Origin of the sequence: Streptomyces sp. enrichment culture (assembly GCF_964272855.1) — a bacterium.
In the GTDB taxonomy this organism is placed as follows: Bacteria; Actinomycetota; Actinomycetes; order Streptomycetales; family Streptomycetaceae; genus Streptomyces.
The window spans coordinates 849,039-873,538 of record NZ_OZ186847.1; the positions used below are offsets into that span (position 1 = coordinate 849,039).

Here is a 24,500-nt window from a genome sequence, read left to right on the forward strand (position 1 = left end):
CGTTCTCTATGAGAGCAAATTTCAAGCCAAGGAAGCCCACGAGCCGGCTTCGTATCGCAGCCGTGGGCTTCGTAACATCTGCCGCACTGGCGGGCTCCGTCGCCTGCGGAGGGGGCGAATCCGGAACTGGCCAGCCCACGCGCACTATCACCAAAACACCCCCTCCCGTGACAGTAACGGCCAGTGAGCCATCGGTACCGAGTCAGTCTGTGACTACAGGCCCGACCTCACAAACTCAGTATCTGAGCACTCTGGATCCACTGACTTCCACACAGGGCGTGGACACCAGCACAGCCGAGATAAACGGGGAAGGCTTTGCCCGGAGTGTGACACTGATCGTCAACGCTGCAGGCCCTATAGCCAGTGCCGAATACAACCTGGGCCGCCACTGGGGCACGTTTTCCGCTACCGCCGGGCTGCGCGATGATTCCCCGACTGGGGGAAAGCTGACCTTCGAGGTTTCCGTCGACGGCAAGGATGAATACAGAGAGACGATTCCACTCGGACAGTCGCAAAAGATCGAACTGGACGTGAGTGACGCGCTTCGACTGAAGTTGACTGTAACCTATTCCGGCCAAGATGCCGGAAGCAGCTACTATGGATCCTGGGGTGACGCGCTACTGAAGTGAGCCAGATCGGGTGAGGTGTCATCCGAGGACGCTCTGCGCGATGGAACCGTCAAGAAGGCTACACTCGCATTGTTCCCTTAGTAGCCAATACTGGCCAGCAGTATTCCGTCGGGCTCCAAGGCGATGCCTGCCTCTTTCTCAGGCATGCGGAGGGCAGCGACCAAATTGGCGTCACCGGGCCGGGTCGGCTGTGCGGTAGCGCAGGGGTCTCCGCAAGGCGAGGTTCTCGGCGTACAGGTTCGCCGTGACTGTGGCGAGGGCGTCGAGCTGGCCTTGGAGGTCGCGTGCGTGCTCGCGGGCCTGGGTCAGCTGGTCGCGCAGTGTGGTGATGGTGTCGTCGCGGGCCCTTTCGCTGGGCGTGCGGCGGATGGGGTGGGGGACGTGAGCGTTCCATTCGGCGAGGACGTCGGTGGCGCGGTGGACGGTGGCGTGGCTGACGCCGGCTTCCCGGGCGAGGTTTTCCTTGGTGAGGGCGCCGTCGGTGTTCTGGGGCTGTCCGGCCAGGAGCCGGGTCATGGCGGCACGGAGTTTGGCTTCGGAGGCTGGGGAGACGGCCATTTACAGGTCCTGGATAAGGGCGGTGGTGATGGTCTTGACGTCGTCGAGGCGGGCTTGGAGGACGGCTCGGCGGGCGGGTGGAAGCCGGCGGTCGCGCAGCTGCTCGGTGAGGTCGTCTTGCTCGGCCAGCCAGACGGGGGCGTGGTCAGCGGTGACGGCGGAGTTACGGCAGCGGGCCGGTTGGCAGGCCCCGATGAGAGGCGCACCGCCCTCGTTCTGTGGAAGGTGCTTGGTGCATTCGGCCCATTCCGGCTGCCACAGGCAGTGGTTGAGGGTGCCGAAGTGCAGCTCGGGCAGTTCGTTGCGGATGAGGTCGGCGGCTGCGCGGGGATCGGCGGCGAGTGCCTGGAGTCCGCGCGGCGGTCCTTGTGGGTCTGCGGGGGCGGGGAGTTGGGCGGCAGCGCGGTCGAGGCCAGCGTGCAGACGGGTGGCTGCGGGTCCGACGGCGACGGTGGCACCGGTGGTACGGGTCGTGAGCAGGCCGGTGAGTTTGGCGGCTGCGGCAGTGGCGAGCCGGTCGTCGAACTCACGTATCCAGGCGCCGTCGGGGGCGGCGTAGGAGTGGGTGGTGGGGTTGGCCAGGATGCGGCGGGCGGCGTGCTTGAGCTGGATGCCGAGCGCGATCTCGCCGTCGGGTTCCTGAGCGCAGATGACGGACATGGTCTTGCGGAACTCGTGCGGCCGGACCCTGGCCTCGGGGATGGCTTCAAGGCCGGTGGTGTAGTGGTGGGCGTTGATGTGGGCGATGAAGGTGTCGATGACGTACGGGGCGCTGAGGCCACGTCGGCCCGTTCCCCGGCCATGGCCCGAGGTGCCGGGCGGGGCCAAGGTGGTGAACAAATGGGTGGGGTGCTGCGATAGGCGTTCGAGGACGGTCAGGGCGGTGGCGACGGGCTGGATGATCCACCACTTCTCCTCAACGGGCCCGGGCTCGTTCTTCAGCTTGTGCGAGCGCAGCGCGGGTGTGCCGTAGTGGTGGGTGAGGGCTCCGCGGCGGATCTCCTGGATTTCGGAATCGCGCATCATCGACAGCGCTGCCACGAAGCAGTACACGGCGCCTTGCAGGGCCCGCAGTTCCTCGCCGAGGTCGCGGTCGGTCAGATGAGTGCGCCACGGGCCTTCGGTGCCGTCGGCGCGTCGTACGACGGTGAAGTGCGGTGTGGGGCGAGGCAGGTCGGCGGCGCGGGCCTGCCCCGCCAGGACCTGGTACTGGCCTGCGTCCACGGCGGCCTGGGCCCTCGCGCGGCGTCGGCGGGAGGCCGCCGAGCTTGGAGAGATGGTGCGCGGGCCGCCGGGGCCGTAGACGAGGCTGGCCAGCAGCGACCAGCGAGGGGTGCGGACAACCTGGTCTCCTTGTGCGGTAGTACTGGTCGTCTCCTGGACCGGGACGAGGTGGCCGGGTTCGGCAAGCCATGTCTTCAGGGCAGCGTCGCGTTCGGCCTGTGAGCGCTGAGGCGTCTGGGTGGACGGGGCGTTGGGCTGGCAGGTGAGGCCGAGCATCTGCTCGGCCTGGCCGGGAGTGAGGGCGATGGTGCGTCCACGGGCGGTTTCGGCCAGGACGCGGCGGCGGCGTGAGGCGGCGGATGGGCGCGAGGCGCCCAGAGCGTGCCCGTTGGTGCCGTCGGTGATCAGCAGGCTGATCACCGACCACATCGGGGTGCCCGCGGGGCTGGTGCGGAATGCGTCGGCGTGGACGGGAATCCGGGTCGCGGGGTCGGCGAGCCAGGCGTCCAGCCGTTCGTCGATGCTCGGCCGCGCCCGTGACGGACCGACGCGGGAGGGGCGTGCGGGCCGGGCGAGAGTCTCGTCCCGGGCGGTGAGGATGTCGTCGGCGAAGGAGTTGATGTAGGTCCAGGCGGCTCGCAGCAGCGGCCACCATACGGCCGGTTCGACGGTGGGGGTCGGTGTGGTGCAGGCCGCGCCCACGATGGCGGATGGTGTCGGGTCGGCGAGGAGTCCGCCGTCGGTCAGCACGGGATGCAGGTCGTGTAGGGCGGTGAGCATGGACCGGTAGGGGATCAGGGACCGCTCCCGGGTCACGCCGGTCTGCAGGAGGGAGGCCAGGAACGCGGTGAGCGTGTCATCGGTCCAGTGCGGGAGGTGGCTGGGCTGGTTCTGGGCCATGGCCCAGCGGCCCAGTACGCCGAGGCGCTCGATCAGCTGTCGCACCGTGGACAGGTGGGCCGGCTGGGCGGGACGGAAGACGCCGGCGTTCCGCAGGACGGGGTGGGTCGGGTTGAGCAGGGCGAAGGCGACCTCCCTGGCCCGCAGGTTCCATGCCGCGTCGAAGGTGGGGAAGACGATCCGCCAGTTGCCGGGGATGACGTTGCTCGGTCGGCGCAGGCAGGAGCCGCTCCAGCGTTCCCGCTCGCCGAACAGGGGAACCAGGTCCTGGTGCTGTTCGAGCAGTCCGTTGGCGACGGTGAAGACCGGCTGGTCGTCGTGGAACGCCGCCCGGGGAGTCCGCAGACCTGGTTCGTCGCGGGCGGGGGCGCTCACCGGTTGTACTCCGTTCGCATGCCGAGGGGGAGGTCGAGCCGGGCTCGGCCCTGCTGGGCCGCGCGGCGGGCGTCGGGCATCGACGCGGCGCATTCGTCGAACAGCTGGGCCAGTGCGGCGGCCTGGCGGCCCCAGAGGGCCTGCCACTGGGGCGGGGTGAGCCGGTTGCGCATCCGCTCGATGTGCTCGGCCAGCAGCACCAGGCGGGGCAGGTGGGAGGGGAAGACGACCGCGTTGCGGCACAGCATGCACATCGCCGGCGCGACATGGCACACCGAGCCCGCGGGCGTGTGCGGGGAGGCATAGGGGTCGCGGCAGTTGACCAGGCCCATGTCCAGCTGCCCGTCCCGCATCGCCTTTGCGGTGTCTTCGTCCAGGCCCAGCGCGGCACTTACCTCGGGCTCTGTCAGGTCGGCCACGGCTTCGTCGTCGGTGAAGAGCGGTCGGGTCAGCGACGCGAACACCTTCTGCTGGGCTGTGGTGACGGCCCGTCCCGCCAGGACGTGCGCGGTGGTGCCGTGCGCGTAGTGGCGGCGGAAGACCTCCACGTGGTGGTCGTCGCCTGCCAGGTCGGCGACCGTGCCGCCCAGCGCGACTACCCTTCCGATCTTGGCTGTCTTGCGCAGTCTGCGCGCATCGTGCGGCGCCGTGATCTCCAATGGACGTCCGTCCACCCGACGCTGACGGGTGATCCAGTCGGTCAGTCGGCGCCCCGAAAGGACGAACTCGGCCCGCCGCCCGCCTACCCGCGCCCGGCCGGCGCCGGAGGGCTCCACCGCCACCCACAGCCAGTTGGCGACGTCCGGGTAGGCGTGCCGGACCGGGTCCGTGACCGTGAACAGGCGGCGCAGCAGCCCCGGTACGTCCCAGCGGCCCTCCCCGTCGAACCTGGACCCGTCACCGTCGTCGGCCGCCGCGCTACCGGTGTGCAGGCGGCGTCGGATCCGTCCGGCGCGGCGCTTGGTCTGTGCAAGGCGCACTCCGCCGTCGGTGAATTCGACGTCGCCCAGGGCGAGATCGAGGAGTTCTTCCGGTGTGCATTCGTCCATGGCCAGGAGCAGCAACACGCGAAACGGCTGCAGATCCAGCTCACGCGGGAACACCATCGCCGCAAGGCCGGCCAGCAGCGCCTGCGGGGCCCATGTCGCGCCTGCGTCCCCGGCGATCTGCCGGATCTCGCCGGGCCAGTGTCCGGGTGACGTCGGCAGATGGGCACGCAGCACCTTCGTGTCCAGCAGTCCCTGATGCATCGCCCAGACCAGGTTCGCCACGGTCTCCCAGCCGCCCTGTTGGGGGTCGCACCCCGTCGCCATCAAGTCCCGGCCGGCGGCCATACGGCGCTCGAGGGCCCGGATGTCGCGGCGGGCGGCATCCCGCAGCGCAACGCGCTCGGCCTGGCTGAACTCCTCCAGCGGAGGCCCCTCAGCCGGTTTCCCGAACAGCGGCGCCGCCTGCGCCCGGGCGGCGAGCTTGGGCGGCAGGTCCCCTTCCCGTACGGACCGCTGCTCGATCAGCGCCAGCAGATTCGACGCCAACTCGTAGCCGCGTTTGGACGGATAAGGGTGAGCGCGGCGCAGTTCGTGCTCCCACTCATAGATGATCTCCGTCAGGTCCGCCGGTCCCCCCGCCAGCCGTACGAGTTGCGGTTCGAGCCCGCGGTCGGCCAGCCATGCGTCGGCGAACTCGGCAAAGGTCCGCACCGCCCGCGCGGCCCGGTCAGGCCCCCGCAGGGCACGCGCCCGGCAGTACAGCACCCACTCGTCGGCCAACTCCGCCGCCAGAGCGCGACAGGCGAACCGGCCGGGATCCACCCGGCACACCGCGCCATCCCGGCGCGACGCACGCTCTACCTCCCGCACCCCCAACCGCGCGGGCTCCGCCACGACCGCCAGCGGCTCGACCCGCTGCCCCGGCACCTGCCTCCGCTCCCCACGCCGCGGCATCACACACCACCGCCGTCCCGGCCGGCACACAACAGGGCGTAGTCGGCGAACGTGCGGTCCTCCCGCGTCCACTCCTCCACCGCCCGCGCCACGATCGCGCTCACGTCCTCCAGATAGCGCAGATACTTCATCGTGGACCGCGGATCACGATGCCCCAGCAGCCGCTGCAGGATCAGCAGCGGCGACCGGGCCACGTGCTGTAGCAGCCACACCCCCGATCCGCCCGCTTCCCGGCGGCGCCGCTCGTCCTCGACGACCTGCTCGGTCAACAGCCGCAGCATGAACACCGCGAAGGTATGGCGCAGATCGTGCAGCCGCACCCTGCGCGGCATCTCCACCCCGCCCCACTCCTCCGACAGCCGACGAGCACGCTCGGCCGCCGCATCGAACACCTGCTGCCAGCGCGACGCCGACACCACCCCACCGCCCCGGCCCACGAACAACCCCAGCGGCTCCAGCCCTCGCTCCCCCTCCAGCACCGCGATCCGCCGCAGCGGCGCCGGCATCGCCACCACATCGAACGACCGCCGCCGACCATGGAGCAGCCCGGACACCCGCATCCGCCGCTCATCGACGTCGTCCACCACGAACAGTTCCGCGCGCCGCCGCCACAGCGCCCCATGGCTGCGCGCCACCTGAGCGGCACGCTCGGTACGGCGGTACAGCTCCAGCGACCGCAACACCGCCTGCTGCACCATCACCCCCCGGGCAAAGCCGTACTTCGCGATCGCCCCCAATGCCACCGGAACCGCCCCAGCCCCCGGGCACGGGCGCGGCACCTCCATGTCCAGCAGGCAGCTGAACTCCCGCAACCGCATCCCCGTCGTCACCGCCAGGTCCGCGCCCGCCATGTTCCGCAGCCGCCCCGCACGCCGGAAACCCGGATCCGCACTGCCGTCCGGGAGATCACCCCCGAGACCGACCCGGTGCAGCATCACGTACTGCGCCCGCGACAGATGCCGCACATCCAGATCGGCAGCCGCTCCCCACGACAAGGCATCCCGCCCACTGCGACGCGTGGCGTACGGTCGCCGCTCCAGCAGACCCGTACCGACCGCCCAGTCATAGAACCCATTGATCGCCGTACGGTTGCGCCGCCACGTCGCCGCCCCAACTGGAACCGGAGCCAACTGCGTGCGCCACCGCCGGAAGGCCACCAGGTCCGCCTCGGTCGCCGACAACAGGTCCGACGGCGGATCCAGCACCCGGGCCAGGAAGTCCTCCAACCCCATCAGGTCGTACGCGTAGTCCCGAAGGCTCTCCGAGCCCACATGCCGGGCGAGATCAAAGAAGTACGAGCACATCGGCTCGACCGGACGCATGTCCTCGTCCACGAAGAACGGCGTGCCCTCCGGCAACGTCGCCGGCCCGGACAACATCTGAGACACATCGAAGCCGAGCTTGCTCAAAGCCCCCTGGTGCCGGACCAGATGGCTGGACGAAGTGAAGAAGTAAGGCATCGCACTCCCGCGGCTGGTGGTAACGACCGCGGAACCTAACAGCCCATCGCCACCTCACCGTTCACCCCGTCAACGAGCTGAGACAGGTAGAGACACTGGACCTAACCGTTGTAGTCGAAGATCACGGCGTCGAGGCCGGTGTGGGCGGTGGTGACGGTCAAGGGCGGGGTTTCTCCAGGGCGCGGTGGGACAGGGCGGCGACGGCTGCTGCGAGGAGGGCGGGCAGCAGCAGGGCCATGCGCAGGTTGGTGGTGCTGGCGAGGGCGCCGATCAGGGCGGGGCCGGCCAGCAGGCCGAAGTAGCCGGTCACGGAGACGGTGGCCACGGACTTCGGGCCGCCGACGCCTGCGGCGGTGATGAGCGAGGGGACGGTGGTGGACAGGCCGAGTCCGAAGACGGCCCAGCCGGTCAGGGCCAGCGGCACGCTGGCGGCCAGGGCGCCGGCGGCAAGTCCGGCTGCGGCGAGCAGGGCTCCTGCCCGGACCACGGTGTGGGCACCGAAGACAGCGGTGAGCCGGTCGCCGGTCAGCCGTCCCAGTGCCATGGCCGCGCTGTAGAGGGCGAACGCAGCCGCGCTGACCGCGGTCGTGGCGTGCAGGCTGTCCAGGTGGACGGCTGCCCAGTCGGCTGCCGCTCCCTCCCCCAGCAGGCTCGAGGCGGCGAGCGCGCCCAGCAGCTACAGCTTCCCCGGCGACAGCGCCGGCCGATCCTCGTCGGAGCGGAGCTGGTCAACCCCACTGGGTTGCTCAAGTCCGGCCAAAGTCCGTACCTGCGGTGCCATTGCGAGTGCGGCGGTGGCCAGCACCAGTCCGCTCATAAGGAAGAGGGTGCTGTGCGCGGTGTGCGCGGTGGCCGCGGCTAAGGCGGCGCCGCCGAGGGCGCCAAGGGAGTAGGCGGCGTGCAGAGAGGACATGATGGGCCGGCCGGCTGCGTTCTGGCACTGCACCGCCGCCGAATTGACCGCGACGTCCAGGACACCGTGCACGGCGCCGAAAACCAGCGCAGCCGTGAGCAGCGCGGTGAAGGTATGGCACTGTCCCAGCAGGGCAAGGCTTCCCGCGAGTGTGACGGCGCTGGTGGTGAGCAGGGCTGGTAGCCGCGCGGGACGGACCAGATGACCGCCTACGCGGAGTCCGGCGACCATGCCGAGCGCGGCGGCCAGGAGCACCAGGGCCAGGCGGGCGGTGTCCAGATGTGCAGCCTGCTGAACGGCCGGCATCCGAGCACCCCACACGGCCATCACCACGCCGAGGCCGAGGAAGTAGCCGGTCAGCAGGCGACGGCTGGCCCGCACGGCCGCGTCTATGTCCGTCACGCGGCCCGCTCCGCGTCGGGAGGCGTGCTGACCTCGATGGTCAGGGCACGGACGGCCTGCTCGGCACGGGCGTGCGCCACGTCCCCCGCGGGGCCGGTGGTGATGACGTAGCCGATGCGGGCGCTGAACATGTCGCCACCGGCCTCGGGAAGGAGGAGCTGGTCGCCGGGGCTGCGCTGGAAGTGGACGCGGTGCAGCCAGGGCGGGCGCGGGCCGTCAGCGCGGAGCGTGGTGAGCCTGCCGGAGCGCTCCGGGTAGATCAGCCGGATTGCGGCAGCCTCGCTCCGGGTGGGGGTGAGGTCGGGGGCGCGGTCGCAGGCGATGTCGGCGGCGGCGCGGGGCAGGTCGATGCCGGTGGCGAGGTGGACAAGGTGGCCGATCATGTCTCCGGCCAGGCGGCCGTTGACCTCGATGAGGCGGGGCTGGCCATCGACCAGTCGCATCTCGATGTGGCTGACGCCGTCGGTGATGCCGAGCGCGTGGATCGCGGATCGGGCAGTGGGGGCGACCACGTCGAGGAGCGGGTCGGCGGCGTCCACCGAGTGGGACAGCTCCTCGAAGAAGGGCGGGGCGCTGACGGTCTTGCGGGTGACGGCGACGACGGTGGTCTCGCCCTGGTAGGTGACGCACTCGACGGAAATCTCCGGTCCGTCGAGGTATTCCTCGACCAGGACGCTCGTGTTCTCGGTCCCCTGTGCGGCGGCTCGGGCGGCGAAATCGTAGGCGTCGGCGAGCTGTTCGGGGGTGTCGGCGCGGATCACGCCGATGCTGGCCGCGTGCGCGGAGGGCTTCAGCACGACTGGGTAACCGATCCGCTCGGCCGCAGTGTGCGCCTCCTCGCGGGTGCGCACGCTCGTCGAGGTGGCCGACGGCACACCGTGCCGGGCGAACAGCGCGCGCGAGTTGGCCTTGTTGCGGCACGCCTGCATCACCTCGGGCGCCGTGGTCGGCAGGCCGAGCTGGCGTGCGAGGCGGGCGACCGGGACGAGGTACCACTCGGTCCAGGTGAACACCCCGGCCAGATCGTACCGTTCGGCCAGCGCGAGGCCGGCGGCGGACAGAGCCGCCTGGTCGGTCGGGTCGGGCACGACCAGGCAGTCCCGGATGTACGGCACCTCCCACGACGGTTCCTCGCCCGTGATGAGGACGACGTCGTAGGCGGCGGCAAGGGACTGCAGGCAGTAGCCGCGATACGCCTCGGCTTCCATGTCGGCCGCGGCAACGACCAGGACAACAGGACGGTCGGTCAAGAGCAGGCTCCTCGGGAGGATCAGGTACGTGAGGAATGGCTGATTGGGTGTCACGGGCTGCGAGGGCGAATCTCGATCGCGTGTCACCACTTGAGGCACTTGGGAAGGGCTGGAGGTCAGGCGTGTGTGGCGCGCATGGTGCGCAGGCGCGTGAAGGCGGCGGCGAGGCCGATGGCCTGTAGTACGGCTGCGGCGGTGACGGCGTGCCCGAGCTGGGCGGGCGGGAGGACGGCGACGAGCAGCCCAGCGGCGGGGAAGGGCAGCAGGAGCAGCAGGATGGTCAGGCTGAGGGTGCTGCCGAAGACCTCGCTCGGGATCAGGTGGGAGCGCAGGGTGCGCAGGACGACGGTGAGTCCCCCCTCGCCGGCCATCAGGACGGCGATCAGGAGCAGATAGCCGCGGTAGGTGCCTACTTGGGCGACGACGAGTGTGGCGCTGGCGGCGACGGCGGCTGATGCGGTTCCGACCGGCCACAGGCCCCAGCGGTCGATCGCGCGGCGGGCGGCGGTGATGGCGAGCAGGGACGCGAGGGCGGCGACCGACCAGATCAGTCCGGCATCCGCGCTGGAACGTCCCAGCTCGGTGACCACGATCACCGGCATGGCGGCCTGGAGCAGGCCGATGGCGCAGTTGGAGACGACCAGACCGCCAACCAGCCATGCGAGCGCTGGCAGCGAGCGCAGCGTGACCCAGCCTGTCCGCAGCCCGCTCTGTCCCGGCTCGGTACCCAGCGGGCCGTTCCTCCCGTGGGTTCCGAGCGCGGCGGCGAGGACTGAGCAGCCGGCGAGCGTGCCGAGCATCGCGGCTGGTCCGCCGTGCTCCAGCAGCAAGCCCGAGACCAGCGGTCCGGCGAGCATCGCCGTCTGGTCGATTCCCAGCAGCACGGACTGCACCTGGTGCGCGCGGGATCCGGCCATGCGGCTCGCCTCGCCGCCCGCCGTCTCCGCCGCGACGTAGCTGAACTCGGTGGCGACGCCGGTCAGTGCGGCGAGGGTCATCACCGTGGCCGTCGCCGCCGGCGCTCCCTCGTCCATAACCGTCAGCAGGAGCGCAGCGGCGAGGACGATCAGGGCCCGGACAACGCACGCAATTCGGAAGATCAGGCCCGTGCCATACCGGTCGACGACGGTGCCGGCCACGGTGAACGCGCCCAGGCGCGGAAGCCACTCCAAGGCGAACGCCAGGCCGGTGAGCGTTGCGGAGCCGGTGGTCGCCAGGACGAGGAGCGGGATGCCGTAGGTGGTCATCGCGAACGCGGCACCATCGGCGGCGCGGGGCAGGTAGATGCCACGTACCAGGGCGGATGCTGCCGGACGGCGTGCGACAGGAGTGTTGATGCAGTCCGTCACGCGGCCGATCCGGCATCGGTGCTCTGAGCCGCCTGGGGGTTCACCTGCAGCCACTGGGTGAGCAGGTCGCGCGGCTGGTCGAGGTCCGCTGCGGCCTGAGCACTCGGCGTCCGGTCTCTGCTGGCGTCAGGGTGTCCGCCGTGCTCGGCAAGGAGCGTGGTCTCGGCCAGGAGAGCGAGGGTGCGCTGGACACGGCTGGTGAAGTCGGCGACCGGCGCCGGGTACGAGTGGCGCCGCGCCCAGCGGGCGGCTGCGTCGTACACGTCCGCCAGTTCCACGCCGGGCGTGGTCAGACACAGGCCGACGCCGGACCGCACCCGCAGTAGACCGAGAGCGCGTGCCCGGTCGGTGGCCCGACGGAGCTGGTGCGGGGGCAGGTCGGCGAGTGTGCGGGCCAGACCGCGAAGCGGGACGGCGCCGTTGTCGTCGATCTCGGTGATCAGCCGGATCAAGGCCGGCGAGGAGAGCACAGTGCAGGCGTGCTGGACGTCGACCGGGGAGAGGGAGGAGGTCATCGGCGCGGTCCTCCCGCCGAGAGGGCCGGCTTCAGGCGGGCCGGGGTGGCGTGGGAGAACAGATCGCCGTGTTGCCATGTCGGCGGCGAGGGCAGGATGGTCCTCAAACGGGCCGGAGCTGTCGTGGGAGACAGCAGGCGTGACGGGTGGCTGGTCCACATCTGCGGCGCCGACGTGGTGTCCGTTCGCCCCCAGAGCGGATGCCGGGCGGCCTGCGTGAGGGGCTGCCCGGCGGACCAGGCGGACAGCGCCCCGAACACGGTCCCAAGAGCGTCACCGGCTGCGGACAAGCGGTAGGGCTGCCCGACGCCGTCGGTTTGGACGAGCCCGTCGGCCACGAGCTGGCGAAGCGGCGGATAGATGTTGGACCAGTCACTGCTGGGCATGACGAGCCTGGCCAGGGCCCGGCCGCTGGCCTCGCCACGGGACTTCAGCACCCACAGGATCGCGGCGGCATGACGGCGGGTGAGCAACGTCAGGCTGTCCTCGATCTGCTCGATCGGCGGCAGCGGCCGCTCCGTCTGCTCCAAGTGAGCTTCGGCCCAGGCGACGATCAGCGGCAGGATGGGCAGCAGCGCGGTCCCGCGGTCGGTGTGGCCGTAGGTGACGTGTCGGGCGGAGTGCTTGGTCCGCTCGACAAGACCGGCATCGCACAACGAATGCAGCTTCGGGTGGAGCTGGCCGCTCTGCAGCCAGGGCAGCCGGTCTGCCAGCTCTGTGTAGCGCAGGGGCCGACCGGACAGCGCCAGCAGAATGCGGACGTTCCATCGCGGGGTGATCATGGCGAGTGCCTCGGTGACCCGGGCGACATCGGCGTCGGTTTCCGGAGGCAGACCTGTGGTGGCCAAAGGGGGGAACTCCTGGGGTGAATGAACGGAACAGCCCGTGGGCTCAGCGGCTCGGAGCAGGGCTCACGGCCATAGCGGGCGCAGGCGGCATGGCCGGCAGGGCGGTGGACGGCTCGGGCGGGCGGACGCGTACGAGGCTGTGCAGCACGGCGGACGCAGTCTTGGCCTGGGCGTCGCGGACAGCGACGGCTTCGGCGAGCCGCCGCGCGCAGTCCAGGACGTGTGACACCTCGTGCGTGCCGATCTCCCGCTCAGGCTCGACAAGCTGAGCAAGGCGTTCGCGGTGGAAGGCGATGCTCCGCTCGGCGAAGGCGAGGTCGTGGTGACTGCCGAGGAGGGCGGCGAGCATGCCCGGCGGCTGATCCTGCGCGTGGGCTTCGAGGTCGGCGAGCGTGGCGCCGTACAGTTCCTCGATCCGTCCGGCTATCTCGGTGGACGTCGGGTGGGGCAAGCGGGTGAGGCTTTCAGGGTCGGCGGGCCCGGGCCGCCCCGGCACGCTGTGGTGCCGGGGCGGCGATGGCAGGAGGCAGGGAGGTGGTGGCCGCCTGCTGGGTTGTGCGGGCGAGTTGGGGCCGCTGGCCGGGGGGCGGCATGCTGCGTAGCAGGTTGCCGAGGGCTGTGCGGTACCCATCGCGGGCCTCGAGCGCGGCCTCCAGCCACTGCGCGTCCATCCGAAGGTCGTCGGCGGACAGCTCATCCAAGTCACGGTCGGCGGCCGTGGCCTGGTGCACGCGGTCGCGTACCCGAGCGACCTGATCCTCGGCCAGCACGAGGAACGAACGCAGCTCCAGGGCACGGATCAGTGCGGCGGAGGCATCTGGGGTTCTCGTCGACCTGTACAAGTCTGCGACCGGCGCGCCGAAGCTCTCCTGCAGCCAGCCATCCAGGGTGCTGGGCTTGTACTGAGCACTCACCGGAAGGCGCCCCGCACGGGTGCCGTCGGCGCCGGCGCGGCCGGCGGGCTCGTCTGCACGGCCGGGCCCTTGTGGGCGCCGTCACTGAATCGGGCCAGCCGCTGTGCGGTGAGGTCCTGCTTGCCGGGGGCTGCCGGATCGAGGAGCCACCGCACCACCATGGCGCGCCCGTCCCGCGTGCCGACGGCGGCATTGACGCGCTGGGCAAGGACCATCGTCGGATCGTCGACCTCGCTGGGCTGGGCCTCCAGCGCGGCGAGCAGCGCGTCCTCGGCACGCACGAGTGTCGCCTGGGACTCGACGAGCAGACCGTGCCACTTGACGATGTCCGTGGCTTCGCGATTGGCGGCCGGTGCCGCCGCGACCGCGGCCTTCAGCTTGTCCATGGTCATGGAGAACCGCGCCTCGATCTGCTCGGTGAGCGCACCCACGACGTCCTCTGTGCCGTCGGACAAGAAGCACTCCTTTCTTCAGCGGGCACCGGGGGCCCGCTGGTCATGGATGGGGAATCAGCGAGCTGGCGAGTAACGCAGCTCTGCTGGAGGCGTGTTGCGAGCGTCCGTCAGTCGAGGCACATGCGGACGTCCCGGTAGACGTAGGTGCCGGACACCCAGCCCTTCACACCGGTGGTCCGGTCCGTGATGTAGTGCCAGTTGCCGCTGGTCTTGTGGACGGTGAACTTGTGGCCTCGGTAGAGGACGCCGACAGCGGTGGACTTGGTCGTGGCCTTGGACCGAATGGTCACGGCCTTCGTGTGGACCTCGAAGGGAAGGGGCGGCAGGGACGAGCAGCTGCTGGTCCTGGTGACGGTGGCCGCGGTGGGTGCCGTGGCCGCACTGGCGGTGGGGGCCGACAGCAGCGGCAGAGCAACTGCGCCCAGTAGTGCGGCTGATATGGCCATTCGGGTGGAGCGCATGCGGAAGTAACCTCCGTACGTGAATGGGGAAATGCTTAAGAGAGCCGGATGGGGGTTGTTTCCCGTCGGCCGTATAAGAGTCTGCAGATTCGCCGGTTTGGCTAACCGGCGATCGTCGCCTATATTCCGGCCCGCCATACGGGAATGAGCTTCAACGGCTGCGGCCCGGAGGGCGCGTCGCAGGGGTGGTGGGGACCAAAGGGGCCAAGTGCCGGGTGGACCGGGCTGAGGGCCTCACCGGCGGCAGAGGTGAGGCTTCGCCGGCGAGGCGGTCCTCGCACCACTGGAGTGCGTCATCGAGTGAGTCGAAGCCGCCCTCACGCAAGGTGTGGGTCCACGCTCTGGTGTCCACCTCCTCGTGCAGTACACGGAACGGAGTGGGGCTGCGCTCGTCGAGGGCGCGGAGGACCACGACGGTGACGGCGTTGTCAGGGTCGTCGTCGGTGTAGCTGTGCAGGAGGGCGAACTGGTCCCGGTCGCTCATGAGCCGTTGCTCCAGCGCACGGGTCGACTCGTCCGCCGGCGCCGTCCCCATGCCGGGCAGCAGGCCGATCGCGCCAGGGGCGCATCCGCGGCGGATGAGCCATGACTGCGCCATCGCGGGCAGGGGCAGTTCCGCGTGGTCGAAGCGGAACGTCTTGGTCTGGAGGTCTCGCCGCAGGTGGAGGGCGACGAGCTGTGGCTCGCCGGGCGCGCCCCAAGTGACAGCGCCGTTGTGCAGCACGAAATAGCTGTGGACTCCATCTGGGGTGTGGTGCTCGGCGAGCGCGGTGAGCATGTCCTGCTCGATCCCGATCGCGTGCCAGAACCCCTCGTCGGCGGCCTTGAAACCCTCCAGGCGCAGGTCCAGTTCGGGGGAAGGCATAGATCCTTTGTGTAGGCGGCAAGGTCAGCGGCGGGGCCGTGCGGCAGCAGGCCATGTGCCGGGCCGAACGGGGGCCGGGGAGGGAGCCGTACTCGCCCGGCGGCTGCCGGTGAGGGCGGCACGGCCCGCGTCGGTCAGTGCGACTGGCTGCCCGGCGTGCAGCGGACGGCTGGTGTCCCGAGAGACGAGGCCGGAGGACTCGAGCTGCTGAAATCGTGCGTAGGGGATCCGGGTGCCGGATGAGGTGACCACCGACAGGCGTCCGGTCAGGAGGTGTTCGTGCAGCTTGGCGCTGCCGGCGATGGCCAGCAGGGCAGCGTGGTCGGCGGGCGGCAGTGGTTTACGTTCGTCGTGGCGTGTGCCGCGGTTGGCTGTCTCGATCGGTTCCAGGGCCGTGATGACGCGGGCCGCGGCGTCGTCACGTTCGCCGGCAGCCTCCCGCATCTGATCAACGGTGCGGTCGATCCGCTCCAACAGAGCCACATTGGTGGGGAACTCGCCGCTGCTGAGACGGTGCAACAGCGTGCGGAAAAAGGTCACGCCGGCTTCAGCACCGGCCAGCTCGCGGTGCAGGTCCACCAGGCGGGCGTGCGGCTCGTCGAGGATGCCTCGGTCCCGATGGGCCCATAGGGTGTCGACATCGTGGCCGGTCGCTGCCTCAATGCGCTGGTCGAGATCCGAAACAGCTCGGCGAACGAGCGCCGGAGCCGGATCAGAGGACATAGGCAAGTGCTCCTTGTGTCAGCGAGCGTGGTGGTGCGCGGGGCTATGGGCTGGTCGGGGCAGACCCGGCATCGTGGAGGGCAGGGGTCCCGGCTTCGGCATCGGGCTGTGCGCCATGAGCTGCGGGGAGCGGGCGCGGGCTGCGTGCGTGCGCGCGCTCAGAGGCCGACGGGTCATCCCCAGGCGGCGACCGACCTCGTCGTAGACGTCGTTGTTCGCCCTCGGCCGGATGGCGACCACGTGGATCTCCCGCTGATGAACAGAGGTCTCAGGGGCTGGGCGCACGCCGTACACGACGCGCCAGTCCTTGCGAGCATCCACGAACAGCTTGCGGTAGCCCTCCAGATCGCCGGTGAGTTTGATCCCGAAACGCTCCGCGTTCACCACTTCCTGCAGGCAGGCAAGGGTGAGGTCGCGGATGTCGCTCGGAGCCTGCAGGAGGTCGGTCAGAGCCCGGGGGTCAAAGCTGAGGCCGAAGGCCGGCTGCCCGGCGCTCATGACGTCGGCTCGTCAGGCAGAGACTCCTCAGCTCCCGCCGTGTTCGCCTTCTCCGTACGGGTCGAGGGTGGCGGGCCAGGCAGAATCCGGTGCGCCGGCCGGTCCGGGGAGGTCATGCAGGCCGACAGCGGGCCACCGGGGGCACGGATCGCGGCGACGGCGTGGGTGAGGAAATCCCGGTGCCAGACGAACAGACCGCTCAGGCCGGCCTCAGAGTCCTTGTGCTGCTGGTAGGCGAGCCACAGCGCGTGCAACCACGCGACAACGTCGTCATGCTCCTGCCACCGCAGACACCAGGGTGCCGCCGTGGTGACCTCCGCCCCGTAGACGGGGAGCAGGAAGTCGTCGACCCAGTCGCTCAGGGCGTCGAGTTCGTCCTCGTACGCTTCGCCTTCGAGTTCCAGGATCGGGCGCGGCTCCGGCGCAGCGGCCGGGCCCGGTCCACCGAAGCCGGGCATACCGAAGGCAGCGAACGACGAGGCGCCACCGAGGGCGGGGGCGGAGGCCAGGTGGTCAAGCTGCTGTGCCTGCTGAGCCGACTGCTCCATCAGTCGCCGGACGCTGGCCTCGATGCCCTCAAGATGAGGGTCCGGCACGCGAACCGGCTCCAACTCGGCATCGCGCAGGGGGTCTATGGGTTCAGACACGGAAGGGCTGGCCTCCTAGAAGCCGGTGGAAAGGGAAGCGTCACTGAGCAGGCAGCGGCAGGTTGAGCTCAGGCCGTCAGCGTCATGTCCTCTTGGGTGAGCGTTTCGCGGAGGGTCTCCGTCAGCCGGTCCGCAGCGATGGAGGCGTAGTGCTCCGTCTTCTCCACGCCGATGAAGTCCCGGCCCTCCATCAAGGCCGCGACGCCGGTGGAGCCGGAACCGGCGCAGAAGTCGAGCACGGTTCCGCCCTCGGGGCAGATCTTGACCAGCTCACGCATCACGGAGACGGGCTTCTGCGTGATGTGCTGCCGCTCCCTGCCCGACGGCTGGGAGGCGCTGTAGAGCCCGGGCAGGTAGACAGGATTGCGGGAGCCGTCGATCACTCCCTTCGAGGCCCACACGATGAACTCGCAGTTCTGGGTGAAGCGGCCCTTCTGCGGTCGGGCCTGCGGCTTGTGCCAGGCCAGCACCCCGCGCCACAGCCAGCCCGCCGCCTGGATGGCATCCGTGGTGATGGGAAGCTGGCGCCAGTCGGTGAACAGCAGGGCCGTTCCCCCGCTCTTGGTGAGCCGGTGGGCTTCGGTCATGATCTGCGTGAGCCAGAAGCCGTAGCTGCGCTGGTCCATGTTCTCGCCGGTGAAGTCCGCCAGGCCGTGGCCGGCGTCGGCGGAGGTGTACTTCTGCTTCGCGCTGCGGGAGGTGCGCTCCTTGGCGGTCCGGCCGCCGGAGTTGTACGGCGGGTCGGTGATGACGGAATCAACGCAGTCGTCCGGCAGGCCGGCGAGGACGCTGAGAGCGTCAGCCTGGTGAAGGGAAAAAGGCAAAGAAGAACCCCGATTCGGGAGAGGAACAGAGCAAGTAGCCCGTCGCATATCTGGGTTCACGGAGCCGAATTGGGCATGCAGAAGCCTCGGCGCAGACCGGATAGGGCGAGGGGAGTCCCAAAACTGTAGAGGCGAATCGGCGGCCGACCAAGAAGTCCCAGACAGAGGTGCCGGATTCCGACCCCTCCCGTCCACTTTTTGGTCGGCCGCCAATCTGCACCTACTGTTTTGGAACTGCCCGGCGCACACCGCCGATGGCCCGTATCCCATCCTGCCTCGCGGAGGTTTTCCCCTGTTCCGCCATAGCTAGCTCACCCCATGGCCCTGTCAGGCGAGCGGCAACTCGCCTGCTCGGGCCAGCCGACTGATCGCCCGCCCCGGCCGCCGCGTCCCCTTCCACCGTGCCCATGCGCAAGCGGCAGGCCGGACCTGCACCTGAAGGAGCGTCCATGACGTCTCGTTGCCCGCCTTCGCCCGAACCCGACACCGCGCGAGCGGGCGGGGCCGGTTGAAGGCGCTCGCCGCCGGCATCGGCGTCGTCTTCCTCTCCCCGCTTCTCCTCGGCGGCTTGGCCATGATGCTCGCTTCGTCCAGCGAAGCCGCCGAGAGCACCACCTCGTCCCTTCAATGCCGGTCCGACCTGGACACCGACAAGGTCATCGATCAGGTCACGAAGATCCTCGACGGGGCGGACGCCTCCCATGTCCGCGTCGAGGGTCTGGAACTGCCCGCCGAGCAGATCCCGAACGCCCAGACGATCGTGGCCACCGGTATCAGCCTCCACGTGCCCAAGCGCGGGCAGGTCATCGCGCTGGCCACTGCTATTCAGGAATCCCGGCTGCGCAACCTCTCCGGAGGCGACCGCGACAGCCTCGGCCTGTTTCAGCAACGCCCGTCACAGGGCTGGGGCACTCCCGACCAGATCCGCGATCCCGTCTATGCGAGTGAACGGTTCTACAAGGCGCTGCTGCAGGTGAAGGGATGGCAGCAGATGACGGTGACGCAGGCGGCCCAGGCCGTGCAGAAGTCCGGCTACCCGGACGCCTATGCACAGTGGGAGCCGCTCGCGACCGCGCTCCAGAAGGCCATCGCCGCCACGTTCCCCGGCGCCGGCTCCGACAGCTCCGGCACGAACTCCGACGACACCGCCTTGTCGGACTGCGGCACCGCGCAGGACGGATCCCAGTACGGGCCGATCCCCGAAGGTGCCGCCCCGAGGGGCTACTCGATCCCCCGGGGCACTGACCCGCGCGCCCGTACGGCGATCGTCTGGGCGATGCACCAGCTCGGGACGATGTATCAGTGGGGCGGCACCTGCACCGCTCCGCACGGCCCGGACCCGATGGGCCGCTGTGACTGCAGCTCGCTGATGCAGCAGGCGTATGCCAAGGCCGGCATCCAGCTCACGCGCACCACGTACACACAGGTCAATGAGGGCAAGGCCGTCTCCGTCAAGGCGCTGAAGCCCGGTGACCTGATCTTCAGCCGCGGCACCGCGGCCCGACCGGAGCACGTCGGTATGTACATGGGCGAGGGCCTGGTCATCGAGGCCCCGCGCACCGGCAAGCCCGTCCGGATCACGCCGCTGAAGGACTGGGACGTCCTGGCCGCCCGACGCGTCATCTGACGTCGGCCTACCTCCTCGCGCCGCTCGCGCGCCTCTCCCCTCCCCTCGCCTTCCCGTCCGCCGGGCCTCATCGGCCTGCGCATGCAAGGAGCCCCCGCTTCACCCATGTCACCACTCGCCGACCAGTTCCTCCAGCTCGCCTACGACCCTGGCATCTCCCCCAAGGGCGGCGGCCTTCCGGGCCTTGCCGTTCTGAAGAACGTCGTCAACAGCATCAACCTCTTCTGCATCGTCGCCGTCGTCGGATCCCTCGCCGTCAGCCTGGCGGTCTGGGCCTGGGGTCACTTCACCGGTGGCCACCAGGCCGAGGCCAACGGGAAGAAGGGAGCCACCGTCGCGGCCGGCGCCGCGCTCGGCCTCGGCGCCGCCAACGGCATCGTCGCCTTCTTCTCGGCCCTGGGATCGCAGGTCCATTGATGAACAGTCGATTCCCCGGCTACGGCATCAACTGGTTGCCGAACCGCCGGATCGTCCTCGCCGCCATCGCGCTGACCTGCCTGCTCGGCCTCGCCGCCACGACCGCCTACATCACCGGACGCGGCGAACAGCACACCACCCCCTCCGCTGCCTCCCCCACGCCGAGCGCCAGCGCCTCCCCCACCGAGAGGAAGCCAGAAGCGGAAACCGGCAAGGTGCCAGCCCCGCCTCGTATCTCCGACCCGGTGCAGTTCGCCAAGGCCGCCGCCGCGATGCTCTGGTCCTACGACACCCGCACCACCAGCCACGCCCAGCAGCTCGCCGGCATGGAAGCGTGGATGACCAAGGAGGGCCAGTACAGCGACTGGGCCTCCGTCTCCGCGCAGATGCCCGATCCGCTGTTGTGGTCGCGGATGGCTGACCAGCAGCAGCACGCCACCGCAACCGTCACCGAGGGCCACTACCCAGCCGCGTTCAAGCAAGCACTCGCCGACGATCCGGCCGCGATCACCGAGGCGTACATCTACGCCGTGACCGTCACCGGCAAGCAGACCATCGCCTGGTCCAAGGGCGGCGGCGGTGCAGAAGACCGCTCGGTCACCCTCGCCGTCCAGTGCCGGCCCTCCGAAGACTGCTCGCTCGTCGCCATCGCCCCGCGCTTCGCACCCTGACCGAAAGGAGTCCTCATGGGGTTCTGTGATCTCCCCCTCGCGGACAAGGTCTGTGCGGTCGGCGAGGCCATCGACTTCGCCTCCGACCCGGGCAAGGCCATCGGCGACTGGATGGCCAAGAGCGCCGGTGAACTCGCCGCCGCAGCTGCCGACCTGGCGTCCAAGGCAGTCGATGCCACCACCGGCGTCGACCTCAACGCGGGGTGGTTCCGGGACAACTACGAGATGATCCTGCCCATCGGCCTGGTCGTCCTCGTGGCCACGTTCTGCGCGCAGCTGGTCCGGGCGGCAATCCGGCGCGACGGGCAAGCCCTGACACAGGCGTTCACCGGCACCGCATCCGGCGTGATCTTCGCGTTCGCCGCCATCTCCCTGACCACCGTCGCGATCGAAGTGGTCGACGCCCTGTCCGCCGGCCTGTTCAAGGCGGCGAACATGGACATCGCATCCGCGGTCCGCCGCATCGTCAAGGTGGGCCAGATCCCCGCGCTGTCCGGGCTCGGCTGGCTCGTCACCGTCTTCGTCGCACTCGGAGCCGCCATCGGCGCCGTCCTGTACTGGTGCGTGATGATGGTGCGCAAGGTCGGCATCCTCGTCATGGTGACCCTGGCGGTCTTCGCTGGAGCGGGCGGAGGCTGGGAAGTCGCACGCCGCTGGCGCAAGGGCTGGATCGAGGCCACCGCCACCCTCGTCGTCTCCAAGCTGCTGATGACGATCATCTTCGTCCTCGGCATCGCCGCGATGGGCAAGACCGAGGCCAGCGACGGCCTGGCCGCGCTCGCCGACGTTCTCGCGGGCATCGTGATCATGATTCTAGTGTTGCTCTGCCCCTACGCCACGTTCAAGTTCGTGCACTGGGCGGCCGAAGGATCCGACGCAGAAACATTGCACCGTGCCGGCGGCGCCGGGGCGCAGCTCGCCAAGCAGCACGCCGAACGTGCCGGCAGGAAGGCCGCCGCGATGGCAGCCACCGCCTCAACGGGCGGTGCCGCAGCCGGAGCCGGAGCCGCGGCGGCTCCGCAGGGACCCGATGCTATCCCCGGTGGTGGCGGCTTCCCCGGCGACATCGCCGCCAGCCCGACCAGCGGCGGTGACGAAAGTTCGCCAGGCACAGGCCCAGGTATCTCGTCCGGCGGCAACTCCGCCAAGTCCGGCCTGGAGAAGGCCGTCCAGCCGCCGCCGACCAGCGTCACCGACGACACCAGCGGGCAGGTCGGTGGCAGCCCGGGGGCCGGCAGTACCGGCTCGGGCACTGCGGGCGGCCACGCCGGCGGATGGCAGACCACCCCGCCGACCACGGCCCCGCCGCCGCAGGGTGCCCCGCCGCCCCAGGGCTCGCAGACCGCAGGTTCACCAAACCTCGGCACGAGCGGGACGGCTTCCCCGCCGCCTCCCAGCGGCCTCTGATCCACTGCTCGCCGTCTGGGGGCGGGTGGCGCCCAGCTGCCCGCCCCCAGGTTCCCCCGCGCCCCAGGACCCGCCCATTGTCTGATCTCTCCGTTGCCCCGGTCACGGTGAAGTTCCCGCACCGGAGCCGCCGTGGCATCCTCCTCGGCCTCACCCTGCCCCAACTCGTCCTCGTCTCCTGCGCACTGGCGCTGCTGCTGGTAACCGTCTTCACCACCGGACTGCTCGGCGCCATCGCCCTGACCCCTTTGTGGGCGGCGGTCGCCGCCCTGGCCGCCGTACGCCGCCATGGCCGGTCCCTGATCGACTGGGCGCCTATCGTCGCCCGCTACAGCCGGCGCCGCCGAACCGGGCAGACGCACTGGCTTGCCCGGCCCGTCACCCGGCCCCGGCAGGAGGGCCTGCTCCATCTGCCCGGCACCGCCGCCTCCCTGCGCGTCGTCACCCCTGGCGACTCGGGGAACGGCGCCTCGGCCGTCTACGACCCGCACCGGCAAACCCTGACCGCCATCGCCCGCGTCAGCAGCCGCGCCTTCGCCCTCCTCGACCCCGCCACCCAGAACCACAACGTCAACGGATGGGGGCGCGCACTGGCCGGCATCGCCCGCACCGGACACGTCGCCACCGTGCAGGTCCTCGAACGCACCGTCCCGGACTCCGGCGACACCCTGGCCCGGCACTGGGCCCAGCACGGACAGGCCGAGGCCCCGGTCGCGGGACAGATCTACTCCGAACTCGTCGCCTCCGCCGGGCCCGCCGCCGCCCCGCACGAGACCTACCTCGCGATCTCCCTCGACCTCAAGGCCGCCAAGCGCCTCATCGGCCAGGCCGACGGCGGGCTGACCGGCGCGTTCACCGTCATGCAGCAGACCACGGCCAGCGTCGCCCAGGCCGCCCGGAGCGCCGGGCTCATGGTCACTGGGTGGCTGAAGGCCCGCGAGATCGCCGCGGTAATCCGCACCGCTTATGACCCCAAGTCCCTCTCCGCGTTGCAGCAGTGGTCCGAGTCCGGCCGCGCCGAAGCCGCTCCCGCAGCCGCCGGACCCGTCGTCCAGGTCGAGGAGTACGACCGCCTCGCCACCGACACCGCCCGCCACGCCACGTACTGGGTGGAGAACTGGCCCCGCACCGAGATGGGCGCCGGGTTCCTGCACGGGCTGATGTTCACCGCCGGCGTGCGCCGCAGCCTGTCCCTCATCTACGTGCCGCAGGGCCTGGAATCCGCGCTGCGCGACGTCCAGCGCAAGAAGGCCGCGATCATCGCCGACGCCAACGAACGCGCCCGCCGCGGCCAGGTCGACAGCGAGGAAGACTCTGTCGAGTACGCCGACGTCAAACAGCGCGAGCGCCAGCTCATCGCCGGGCACGCCGACGTCGCCCTGACCGGCCTGGTCACCGTCACCGCCGACACCGACGCCCTCCTGGACGCCGCCTGCGCCCAGATCGAAACCGCCGCCGTCACCGCTGGCGTCGATCTGCGCCGACTCAACTACCAGCAGCCGGACGCTTTCACCATCGCCTCCCTCCCTCTCGCCCGCACTGCCCTGTAAGCCTGTCCACCCCGGGACGCACTCTGACAACGACCACCGAACACGAGCGACTGCTCGGCGAACTGCGCGGTCTCCTCGCCTCCTGCCAAGAGTTGGTCAGCCGCCACCGCGCACGCCTCGATCAATACCGTGACAACGACGGTTACGTGAACGAGGAGAAGCAGGCCGACTACGACGAGGCCAGGATCAGCACCGCCCTCGAGGCCAGCGACCACCTCGACACCGTCCTGGAGCGCCTCGTCGGCCTCGTGGGCCCGCCCGCTCCCCGCGCCTTCACCCTCACGTTCGCCGGCCAGTGAGCGGCACGACGGTCAGGCGCCGACCAGCTTCATCGTCAACGCCGTCAACCTCGACGACGCCGCCCGAGTTCTGGCCACGCTCCCCGGCTTCGTCGACTGGTACCTGGCTGACCCCGCCGCCTGCGATCACGGCGCGGACATCGTCTATGTGCCGGAACAGAGCCATCCCGGCCTCCCCGTACCCGGCCGGTACGTCGACTTGCGGCCGGAGCAGGGGGCTTCGGCGGCCCCGGCAGACACCTGGGCGCCCAGCACCCCTTCTCCGGTCAACGCCCCCTCCCTACCTCCGAGCCAGCGCCGCTGAATCGCTGCTCCCAAGGACTTTGTTGAACGCTTCCACCACGACCGGATCCGACGCGCACCCCTACCTGCGCGCCGCCACCGCCGGGCTGCGCCATCACGCCCGCACGACCACCGCACCCGCGGACCGCGTGCACCTCGACGCACTGCACGCCCACCTCACCGCCGCACACCAGCTCCTGAACCAGCTCGCCGACGCCACCCGGCCACCGCACCCGGCCGCCGGCCGCCACCTCGCCACCGCGCACCTGCGGGTGTGGCAGGCGACCACCGCGGTCCACGACGCCTTCCACACCATCCCACCGGCCGACGGCCCCCGCGAGCCCTGCCAGCCCCAACGCCTGCCCGAAGGGCCGCCGGTGCTGACCATCTGCCAGCGGCATCTGGCCTCCGGACACGCCATCCGCCGCAAAACCACCCCCGCCGACCTGCACACCAGCACATGCGCCATCTGACCCCGCGCCGCCGAATCGAGC

25 protein-coding genes and 1 pseudogene are annotated in these 24,500 nt (G+C 70.2%); 8 read left to right on the plus strand and 18 right to left on the minus strand.

The window, feature by feature from the left end:
• Positions 1-8: 8 nt before the first annotated feature.
• On the plus strand, positions 9-629 hold the full coding sequence (locus ACSU6L_RS03570; RefSeq protein WP_437053424.1) for an NPCBM/NEW2 domain-containing protein: 621 nt from the start codon (positions 9-11) through the stop codon (positions 627-629).
• Between the two features lie 171 nt (positions 630-800).
• On the opposite strand, the gene ACSU6L_RS03575 is transcribed toward ACSU6L_RS03570, so the two are convergent.
• From ACSU6L_RS03575 to ACSU6L_RS03660, 18 genes and pseudogenes are all read right to left on the minus strand, one after another.
• Positions 801-1,187 carry a hypothetical protein gene (locus tag ACSU6L_RS03575; protein ID WP_437053426.1) on the minus strand — a complete coding sequence of 129 codons (387 nt, stop codon included), beginning with the start codon at positions 1,185-1,187 and terminating at the stop codon, positions 801-803.
• Positions 1,188-3,686: a hypothetical protein gene (locus ACSU6L_RS03580; RefSeq protein WP_437053428.1), complete on the minus strand. Its 2,499-nt coding sequence runs from the start codon at positions 3,684-3,686 to the stop codon at positions 1,188-1,190.
• Positions 3,683-5,602: a hypothetical protein gene (locus ACSU6L_RS03585; RefSeq protein WP_437053430.1), complete on the minus strand. Its 1,920-nt coding sequence runs from the start codon at positions 5,600-5,602 to the stop codon at positions 3,683-3,685. The genes ACSU6L_RS03580 and ACSU6L_RS03585 overlap by 4 nt, the downstream gene beginning before the upstream one ends.
• Positions 5,603-5,628: 26 nt before the next feature.
• A complete protein-coding gene (locus tag ACSU6L_RS03590; RefSeq protein ID WP_437053432.1) occupies positions 5,629-7,089 on the minus strand; it encodes a tyrosine-type recombinase/integrase in 1,461 nt (486 codons plus the stop codon).
• A 157-nt stretch (positions 7,090-7,246) separates the two neighbouring features.
• A pseudogene (locus ACSU6L_RS03595) lies at positions 7,247-8,329 on the minus strand (MFS transporter).
• 71 nt (positions 8,330-8,400) lie between these two features.
• Positions 8,401-9,612, minus strand: a complete 1,212-nt coding sequence (locus tag ACSU6L_RS03600) for an ATP-grasp domain-containing protein (protein ID WP_437064747.1) — start codon at positions 9,610-9,612, stop codon at positions 8,401-8,403.
• A gap of 158 nt (positions 9,613-9,770) precedes the next feature.
• Positions 9,771-11,003 carry an MFS transporter gene (locus ACSU6L_RS03605; protein ID WP_437053434.1) on the minus strand — a complete coding sequence of 411 codons (1,233 nt, stop codon included), beginning with the start codon at positions 11,001-11,003 and terminating at the stop codon, positions 9,771-9,773.
• Positions 11,000-11,518, minus strand: a complete 519-nt coding sequence (locus ACSU6L_RS03610; RefSeq protein WP_437053436.1) for a hypothetical protein — start codon at positions 11,516-11,518, stop codon at positions 11,000-11,002. Before ACSU6L_RS03610 ends, ACSU6L_RS03605 begins: the two co-directional genes overlap by 4 nt.
• Entirely contained in the window at positions 11,515-12,366 is an 852-nt protein-coding gene (locus tag ACSU6L_RS03615; protein ID WP_437053438.1) for a winged helix-turn-helix transcriptional regulator, read from the minus strand. Before ACSU6L_RS03615 ends, ACSU6L_RS03610 begins: the two co-directional genes overlap by 4 nt.
• A gap of 43 nt (positions 12,367-12,409) precedes the next feature.
• A complete protein-coding gene (locus ACSU6L_RS03620; RefSeq protein WP_437053440.1) occupies positions 12,410-12,817 on the minus strand; it encodes a hypothetical protein in 408 nt (135 codons plus the stop codon).
• Positions 12,818-12,830: 13 nt separating this feature from the next.
• Positions 12,831-13,280: a hypothetical protein gene (locus ACSU6L_RS03625; protein ID WP_437053442.1), complete on the minus strand. Its 450-nt coding sequence runs from the start codon at positions 13,278-13,280 to the stop codon at positions 12,831-12,833.
• Entirely contained in the window at positions 13,277-13,735 is a 459-nt protein-coding gene (locus ACSU6L_RS03630) for a hypothetical protein (protein ID WP_437053444.1), read from the minus strand. The genes ACSU6L_RS03625 and ACSU6L_RS03630 overlap by 4 nt, the downstream gene beginning before the upstream one ends.
• 107 nt (positions 13,736-13,842) lie before the next feature.
• Positions 13,843-14,196: an SH3 domain-containing protein gene (locus tag ACSU6L_RS03635; protein ID WP_437053446.1), complete on the minus strand. Its 354-nt coding sequence runs from the start codon at positions 14,194-14,196 to the stop codon at positions 13,843-13,845.
• 151 nt (positions 14,197-14,347) lie between these two features.
• Positions 14,348-15,061, minus strand: a complete 714-nt coding sequence (locus tag ACSU6L_RS03640; RefSeq protein ID WP_437053448.1) for a hypothetical protein — start codon at positions 15,059-15,061, stop codon at positions 14,348-14,350.
• 24 nt (positions 15,062-15,085) lie between these two features.
• Positions 15,086-15,784, minus strand: coding sequence for a hypothetical protein (locus ACSU6L_RS03645; protein WP_437053450.1), 699 nt, complete (start codon positions 15,782-15,784; stop codon positions 15,086-15,088).
• A gap of 18 nt (positions 15,785-15,802) precedes the next feature.
• Positions 15,803-16,282 (minus strand): hypothetical protein, encoded by a 480-nt coding sequence (locus ACSU6L_RS03650; protein WP_437053451.1) that lies wholly within the window; start codon positions 16,280-16,282, stop codon positions 15,803-15,805.
• Positions 16,279-16,830: a DUF4913 domain-containing protein gene (locus ACSU6L_RS03655; protein ID WP_437064748.1), complete on the minus strand. Its 552-nt coding sequence runs from the start codon at positions 16,828-16,830 to the stop codon at positions 16,279-16,281. Before ACSU6L_RS03655 ends, ACSU6L_RS03650 begins: the two co-directional genes overlap by 4 nt.
• Before the next feature lie 167 nt (positions 16,831-16,997).
• Positions 16,998-17,753 (minus strand): DNA-methyltransferase, encoded by a 756-nt coding sequence (locus ACSU6L_RS03660; RefSeq protein ID WP_437053453.1) that lies wholly within the window; start codon positions 17,751-17,753, stop codon positions 16,998-17,000.
• A 508-nt stretch (positions 17,754-18,261) separates the two neighbouring features.
• Between ACSU6L_RS03660 and ACSU6L_RS03665 the strand changes: the two genes are divergently transcribed.
• The 7 genes from ACSU6L_RS03665 (at position 18,262) to ACSU6L_RS03695 (ending at position 24,479) form a co-directional block, all read left to right on the plus strand.
• Positions 18,262-19,380 (plus strand): C40 family peptidase, encoded by a 1,119-nt coding sequence (locus ACSU6L_RS03665; protein WP_437053455.1) that lies wholly within the window; start codon positions 18,262-18,264, stop codon positions 19,378-19,380.
• Positions 19,381-19,485: 105 nt separating this feature from the next.
• On the plus strand, positions 19,486-19,797 hold the full coding sequence (locus ACSU6L_RS03670) for a DUF6112 family protein (protein ID WP_437053457.1): 312 nt from the start codon (positions 19,486-19,488) through the stop codon (positions 19,795-19,797).
• Positions 19,797-20,468, plus strand: coding sequence for a hypothetical protein (locus ACSU6L_RS03675; protein WP_437053459.1), 672 nt, complete (start codon positions 19,797-19,799; stop codon positions 20,466-20,468). Before ACSU6L_RS03670 ends, ACSU6L_RS03675 begins: the two co-directional genes overlap by 1 nt.
• A gap of 15 nt (positions 20,469-20,483) precedes the next feature.
• Entirely contained in the window at positions 20,484-21,875 is a 1,392-nt protein-coding gene (locus ACSU6L_RS03680) for an SCO6881 family protein (protein WP_437053461.1), read from the plus strand.
• A 77-nt stretch (positions 21,876-21,952) separates the two neighbouring features.
• Positions 21,953-23,425, plus strand: coding sequence for an SCO6880 family protein (locus tag ACSU6L_RS03685; protein ID WP_437053463.1), 1,473 nt, complete (start codon positions 21,953-21,955; stop codon positions 23,423-23,425).
• A gap of 146 nt (positions 23,426-23,571) precedes the next feature.
• The gene (locus ACSU6L_RS03690; RefSeq protein WP_437053465.1) at positions 23,572-23,724 is read left to right on the plus strand and encodes a hypothetical protein; all 153 of its coding nucleotides are present in this window, start codon (positions 23,572-23,574) and stop codon (positions 23,722-23,724) included.
• Positions 23,725-24,050: 326 nt separating this feature from the next.
• A complete protein-coding gene (locus ACSU6L_RS03695; RefSeq protein ID WP_437053467.1) occupies positions 24,051-24,479 on the plus strand; it encodes a DUF6238 family protein in 429 nt (142 codons plus the stop codon).
• Positions 24,480-24,500: the final 21 nt, after the last annotated feature.

Excerpts from the sequence above, each read along its gene's own strand:
- ACSU6L_RS03570 (WP_437053424.1), top strand. The coding sequence starts at position 9 with ATGAGAGCAAATTTCAAGCCAAGGAAGCCCACGAGCCGGCTTCGTATC.
- ACSU6L_RS03575 (WP_437053426.1), bottom strand. The coding sequence starts at position 1,187 with ATGGCCGTCTCCCCAGCCTCCGAAGCCAAACTCCGTGCCGCCATGACC.
- ACSU6L_RS03590 (WP_437053432.1), bottom strand. The coding sequence starts at position 7,089 with ATGCCTTACTTCTTCACTTCGTCCAGCCATCTGGTCCGGCACCAGGGG.
- ACSU6L_RS03600 (WP_437064747.1), bottom strand. The coding sequence starts at position 9,612 with ATGGAAGCCGAGGCGTATCGCGGCTACTGCCTGCAGTCCCTTGCCGCC.
- ACSU6L_RS03610 (WP_437053436.1), bottom strand. The coding sequence starts at position 11,518 with ATGACCTCCTCCCTCTCCCCGGTCGACGTCCAGCACGCCTGCACTGTG.
- ACSU6L_RS03635 (WP_437053446.1), bottom strand. The coding sequence starts at position 14,196 with ATGCGCTCCACCCGAATGGCCATATCAGCCGCACTACTGGGCGCAGTT.
- ACSU6L_RS03640 (WP_437053448.1), bottom strand. The coding sequence starts at position 15,061 with ATGCCTTCCCCCGAACTGGACCTGCGCCTGGAGGGTTTCAAGGCCGCC.
- ACSU6L_RS03645 (WP_437053450.1), bottom strand. The coding sequence starts at position 15,784 with ATGTCCTCTGATCCGGCTCCGGCGCTCGTTCGCCGAGCTGTTTCGGAT.
- ACSU6L_RS03650 (WP_437053451.1), bottom strand. The coding sequence starts at position 16,282 with ATGAGCGCCGGGCAGCCGGCCTTCGGCCTCAGCTTTGACCCCCGGGCT.
- ACSU6L_RS03655 (WP_437064748.1), bottom strand. The coding sequence starts at position 16,830 with ATGGAGCAGTCGGCTCAGCAGGCACAGCAGCTTGACCACCTGGCCTCC.
- ACSU6L_RS03670 (WP_437053457.1), top strand. The coding sequence starts at position 19,486 with ATGTCACCACTCGCCGACCAGTTCCTCCAGCTCGCCTACGACCCTGGC.
- ACSU6L_RS03675 (WP_437053459.1), top strand. The coding sequence starts at position 19,797 with ATGAACAGTCGATTCCCCGGCTACGGCATCAACTGGTTGCCGAACCGC.
- ACSU6L_RS03680 (WP_437053461.1), top strand. The coding sequence starts at position 20,484 with ATGGGGTTCTGTGATCTCCCCCTCGCGGACAAGGTCTGTGCGGTCGGC.